The organism is Sphingomonas sp. Leaf38 (genome assembly GCF_001421825.1).
Lineage (GTDB): Bacteria > Pseudomonadota > Alphaproteobacteria > Sphingomonadales > Sphingomonadaceae > Sphingomonas.
The window spans coordinates 195,868-201,512 of sequence record NZ_LMLD01000004.1 but is presented as its reverse complement, the minus strand read 5'-3'; the positions used below and the strand labels follow the sequence as shown (position 1 = coordinate 201,512).

Sequence of the window (5,645 nt, the reverse complement as noted above, 5' to 3'; positions counted from 1 at the left end):
CTATCGCGATAACGTCGACGCGCTGCGCGAGGAGATCGAGGCGCGGCATCCCACGCTGCACTGCGTCGGCCGCAACGGGATGCATCGCTACAACAATCAGGATCACGCGATGATGACCGCGATGCTGACGGTGCGCAACATCCAGGCGGGCGCGCGCGTGCACGACATCTGGAGCGTCAACGAAGACGCGGAATATCACGAGGCGGGGAACGAGGGCGAGCAGGCGGGGATTGCCGCGGCGCTAGGGAGCGTGCGGGCGGTGCCGGAGCGGCTCAAGGCGGCGTGATGGGGCGACGCCTACATCATTTGTGAGCACCACGCCGGCGAAGGCCGGCCCAGTCGGAAAGGGTGTAGTAACAGCGCAATGCCCTTCGTTAGCGACGTTCCCCAACTGGTCCCCGGCCTTCGCCGGGGTGGCATGAGTGGGGCTATCGCTGGAACGAGTACGGCATGACGGATGATGTCCCACCCTCCCCAACCGAGCCCCCGGCCGCACGCCTCTGGCCGACCGTGCTCGGCGGCTGGGTGCTTGCCGCGCTCGTCCTCTGCCTTGCGTTCGCAGGCGCCATCGCAAGTCTCCGCTTTCCCGATCCCGACGACGCGATGCGGCTGCTCGAAGTACGCGACTGGCTTGGCGGGCAGAGCTGGTGGGACGTCGGCCAGCACCGGCTGAACGGGGGCGACTTCGCGATGCACTGGTCGCGGCTGGTCGACCTGCCGATCGCCGCGGCGATGCTGGTGCTCGACCCGTTTTTAGCGCCCGCTGCGGCGAACCGGATCGCGATGACGGTCGTGCCGCTGCTCACGCTGCTCGCGCTGATGGCGCTCGCCGCCGACCTGACGCGGCGCGTGAGCGATGTCGAACGCGCCAAGCTCGCGCTGCTGCTCGCGCCGCTATCGATCCCGCTCGTCTATCAGATGCGACCGCTGCGGATCGATCATCATGGCTGGCAGGTGGTGCTGGCGATGGCGGCGACGACTCTGCTCGTCGGGCGTGCGACGGCGCGGAACGGGATGCTCGCGGGACTGGCGCTGGCGACGCTGGTGACGATCTCGCTCGAAGGGTTGCCGGTTGCCGTCGCGATTACCGCAGTCGCAGCGCTCGCCTGGGCGTGGGAGCCGTCGCGGCGCGCGTTCCTCGTGGGGCTGGCGACGTCATTATTCGCAGCGGCGGTGCTGCTGCATGTCGTGACGCGCGGCCCCGGGATGTTCGCCGCGGTGTGCGATGCGGTGTCGCCGGCGTGGCTGGCCATGCTCGGCGTCGCGGCTGTCGGCCTGTCGATCGCGACGCAGTTCGGCGCGCGATCGCTGGCGATCCGGCTCGGCGTCCTGGCGGTAGCCGGCCTGGCCTGCGCGACGACGTTGCTGCTCGTCGCCCCGGACTGCCTGCGTGGACCGTTCGCGACGCTCGATCCGCTGGTGTACCGGATCTGGTATCAGAACGTGCCCGAAGGGCTGCCGATCTGGCGACAGGATGCGGGCTGGGCGGCGATGACGATGGGCTTTCCGATCGTCGGAGTGATCGGGACGGGTCTTGCCTGGCGTCGCGCCGGCGGCACGGCGAAGATGCGCTGGGCGATCCTGCTCGCCATTCTGGTTTTCGCGAGCGCATTGTCGTTGCTGGTGATGCGGACGGGGGCGACCGCGAATGCACTGGCGTTGCCGGGTGGCGCCTGGGCCTTGCTGGCGATGCTGGAGCGGACGCGGCGGATCGGGCCGGTGCTGGTGCGCACGCTGGCGACCGCGGGCGCGTTGCTCGCCGCGTCGCCGGGGCTCGTCGCCGGCGCGCTGTTCGCCGCGACACCGGGATCGACGGCGCATCCGTCCGTCACCAGGTCGAACGCCCCCCCCTGCCAGAGCGTCGCGGATGTTCGCGCCCTCGCGCAACTCCCGGCGAGCACGCTCTTCGCGCCGATCGACGTTACGCCCGAGATCGTCGCGATGACGCACCACCATGCGATCGCCGGCGGCTATCACCGCAACACGCACGCGCTTCACCGCGTGATCGCGGGCTTCACCGACACCCCCGAGGCCGCACGCGCAGCCATCATCGCAAGCAGCGCCACATATCTCGTTGCCTGCCCCGGCGCGGTCGAGATGGATATCTATCGGGACGAGGCACCGGGCGGCCTCTGGGCGCGACTCGATCGCGGCGAGCGATTCGCGTGGCTCGTCCCCGTTTCGATCACCGGGTCGCCGGTTCTTGCATGGCGCATCAACAACTCGTCGCGCGCACCCTTGTCTGGAGCGCCCGTCCGCCCCTAGGGTCCGACGATATGAATACTCAGGGGGAAACGCTGCACTGGTGGCAGACGCGGGGCTTCGTCGTCGCGGTGGCGCTCGCGTCGATGATACCGTTGCTGTGGCCGGAGATCCCGCCGCTGGTCGATCTGCCGGGACATATGGGGCGGTACCGCGTCCAGCTGGCGATCGGCGACAATCCCTGGCTTTCGCAGTGGTATACCTTCCGCTGGCAGATGATCGGCAACCTCGGAATCGACCTGTTGATCGAGCCGCTCGCGCCGATCTTCGGGTTGCAGCTGGCGGTCAAGCTGATCGTGATGGCGATCCCGGCGCTGACCGTGACGGGGCTGCTATGGATCGCGCGCGAGGTGCATGGGCGCATTCCGGCGACTGCCTTGTTCGCGTTGCCGCTCGCCTACAGCTATCCGTTCCAGTTCGGGTTCGTGAATTTCGCGCTCGCGATGGCGCTCGCGCTCAACCTGTTCGCGCTGTGGCTGCGGATGGGGCGGCTCGGGCGCACCACGTTGCGGACCGCGATCTTCATTCCCGTCTCGTGCCTGTTGTGGCTGTGCCATACGTTCGGCTGGGGCGTGCTGGGGGTGCTCGCCTTCTCCGCCGAACTGATCCGCCAGCACGACATCCGCCGCGACAGCGATCCCAAGAGCTGGGCGCATGGCTGGTTCAGGGCGTTCGTCCAGGCGGGGGTGAACTGCCTGCCGCTCGCGCTGCCGATGGTGATGATGGTGGTGTGGCGGTCGGGTGACCATGTCGGCGGCAAGACGCAGGACTGGTTCAACTGGCGCTGGAAGATGAACTGGATCACGATGGTCCTGCGCGACCGCTGGATGGCGTTCGACATCGCATCGGTCACCGTGCTGTTCGTGATCCTGTTCCGCGGCGTGCGCGACCAGACGATCGAATATTCGCGCAACCTGGGGCTGTCGGCGCTGTTCCTGGCGGCGGTGTACGTGGTGCTGCCGCGGATCGTGTTCGGGTCGGCCTATGCCGACATGCGACTCGCGCCGTTCGTGCTGGCGATTGCGGTGATCGCGCTGCGGCCCCGGCATGGGCTGTCGTTGCGTGGCGCGGCGGTGCTCGCGGTGCTCGGCTTCGCGTTCTTCGGCGTGCGGCTGGCGGGAACGACGATCAGCTATCTCATCTACGATCGCAGCTACGACCAGGCGATCGCGGCGATCGATACCGTCCCCGAGCGCGCTCGCGTCGTGTCGTTCGTCGGGCGGCGGTGTCGCGACGACTGGGCGTATTCGCGGCTCGAGCATGTCCCGGCGCTGCTGCTCGAGCGGCGCCTCGCCTTTACCAACGACCAATGGTCGATGGCCGGCGCGCAGTTGCTGACGACCAATTACGCGGCGGCAAGGGGCTTTGCGCACGATCCGTCGGAGGTGGTGACCAATATCCGGTGCCGCGGCCAGTTCTGGCGGCCGATCTCGCTGGCGCTGGCGAAATTTCCGCGCGATGCGTTCGACTATGTCTGGCTGATCCACCCGCAGCCGTTCGATCCGGCGCTGGTCCGCGACCTCACGCTGATCCGGCGCGATGGCACGAGCCTGCTCTACCGCGTCAACCGGGGCGTCGCGGGTCAACCGGGTGCTCGCCCCGCCGGAACGGAGTAAGCTCGCCGAGATACTCCTGCTGCTCGGCGACCGCCTCGCGCTCGCGGACGAGATAGTCGGCGATCGCGCGGCGGAAGCTCGGGTCGGGGATGTAGTGCGCGGAATAGGTCGCGACGGGGGCATAGCCGCGCGCGAGCTTGTGTTCGCCCTGTGCGCCCGCCTCGACGGTCTGCAGGCCACGCGCGATGGCGGCGTCGATCGCCTGGTAATAGCAGAGCTCGAAATGGAGGAAGGGCACTTCCTCGGTCGCGCCCCAATAGCGGCCGTAGAGCGTGTCCGCGCCGATCAGGTTGAGCGCGCCCGCGATGGGGACGCCGTCGCGCTCGGCGAGGATGAGGAGGACCTGGTCGCCCATCGTCTGGCCGATCTGGTCGAAGAAGCTGCGCGTGAGATAAGGCTGGCCCCATTTGCGGCTGCCGGTGTCCTGGTAGAACACCCAGAATGCGTCCCAGTGCGCTTGGCTGATCTCGGCGCCGACGAGGTGGCGGATCGTCAGGCCTTCGACCGCGGCGGCGCGCTCCTTGCGGATCGCCTTGCGCTTGCGGCTGGCGAGGACGGCGAGGAAATCGTCGAAGCTGGTATAGCCGTCGTTCTTCCAGTGGAACTGCGTCCCCTGCCGGATCAGCCAGCCCGCCGACTCGAACAGTTCCACTTCGTCGGGCTCGATGAACGTGGCGTGCGCCGAGGACAGCCCGCTCTGGTCGGTGACGGCTTCGAGCGCGGCGATCAGCGCGGGGGCCTGTTCGGGATCGCGCAGTAGCAGGCGCGGGCCGGGGACCGGGCTGAACGGCGCGGCGATCTGGAGCTTGGGGTAATATTGCCCCCCTGCCCGCTCCCATGCGTCGGCCCAGCCCTGATCGAAGACATATTCGCCCTGACTGTGGCTCTTGGCATAGGCGGGCGCGATCCCCGCGGGCTTGCCGTCGGGGCCGTCGACCACGACCGGCAGCGCCTGCCAGCCGGAGCGGCCACCGACGCTTTTCGAGGTTTCGAGTGCGGAGAGGAACGCGTGGCCGATAAACGGGTTGGCGGTGCCGGAGCACGCCTCCCAGTCCTCGGCCGCGATCGAAGTGACGCCTTGGGCGATGCGGGCTGTGAGGGCGTTCATCCGCGACATTTGGGGTGGCGAGCGGCCGATAGCAAAGGCCGCTTCATGCTATCCTCGGGAAAACCGCCGCCCGCAGCAAACATCGTTCTCCCGCGAAGGCGGGAGAACAGGAGTCAGGCGGAAACCTGGACGATCGCGTCGATCTCGACCGCGGCGCCGAGCGGGAGGACGGGAACGCCGACCGCCGAGCGCGCATGCTTGCCCGCATCGCCGAACAGCGCGACCATCAGGTCCGAGGCGCCGTTGGCGACCTTGGGCTGGTCGGTGAAATCGCCGGTCGAGTTGACGAACACGCCGAGCTTCACGATCCGCTCGACGCGCGCGAGCGTGCCGAGCGCCGCCTTCATCTGCGCGACCAGCATCAGTGCGCAGAGCTTTGCCGCGTCCTGCGCGTCTTCGAGCGAGACGCCGTCTCCGACCCGGCCGGTGACAAGCTGGCCGTCCTTGAACGGCAACTGGCCCGAGATGTGGAGCATGCCGTTCGCCAGCACGGTCGGGACGTAGGACGCCACGGGTGCGGCAGCCTGCGGGAGGGTGAGGCCCAGCTCTTCGAGCTTGCGGTCGATACGATCGGTCATGGGGGTGGTATCACCACAGCGGTGGGGGATGGGTCAAGGGACTCTGCCACCGTCAGTTTCGCGGCGGCGGGACGCCGTGGC

At 68.3% G+C, this 5,645-nt stretch carries 4 protein-coding genes and 1 pseudogene; 3 read left to right on the top strand and 2 right to left on the bottom strand.

The window, feature by feature from the left end:
* The 3 genes and pseudogenes from ASE88_RS01160 to ASE88_RS01150 all read left to right on the top strand — a co-directional run.
* Window positions 1–286, top strand: a pseudogene (locus ASE88_RS01160) (FAD-dependent oxidoreductase); the annotation flags it as partial.
* A 164-nt stretch (window positions 287–450) separates the two neighbouring features.
* A complete protein-coding gene (locus tag ASE88_RS01155) occupies window positions 451–2,265 on the top strand; it encodes a hypothetical protein (protein WP_056474366.1) in 1,815 nt (604 codons plus the stop codon).
* Window positions 2,266–2,276: 11 nt separating this feature from the next.
* On the top strand, window positions 2,277–3,878 hold the full coding sequence (locus ASE88_RS01150; RefSeq protein WP_056474364.1) for a hypothetical protein: 1,602 nt from the start codon (window positions 2,277–2,279) through the stop codon (window positions 3,876–3,878).
* Here ASE88_RS01150 and ASE88_RS01145 read toward each other — a convergent pair.
* Both ASE88_RS01145 and ASE88_RS01140 read right to left on the bottom strand, forming a co-directional pair.
* Entirely contained in the window at window positions 3,826–4,986 is a 1,161-nt protein-coding gene (locus ASE88_RS01145; RefSeq protein WP_056474430.1) for a GNAT family N-acetyltransferase, read from the bottom strand. The genes ASE88_RS01150 and ASE88_RS01145 overlap by 53 nt on opposite strands.
* A gap of 113 nt (window positions 4,987–5,099) precedes the next feature.
* Entirely contained in the window at window positions 5,100–5,564 is a 465-nt protein-coding gene (locus ASE88_RS01140; protein WP_056474360.1) for a RidA family protein, read from the bottom strand.
* Between the last annotated feature and the right edge of the window lie 81 nt (window positions 5,565–5,645).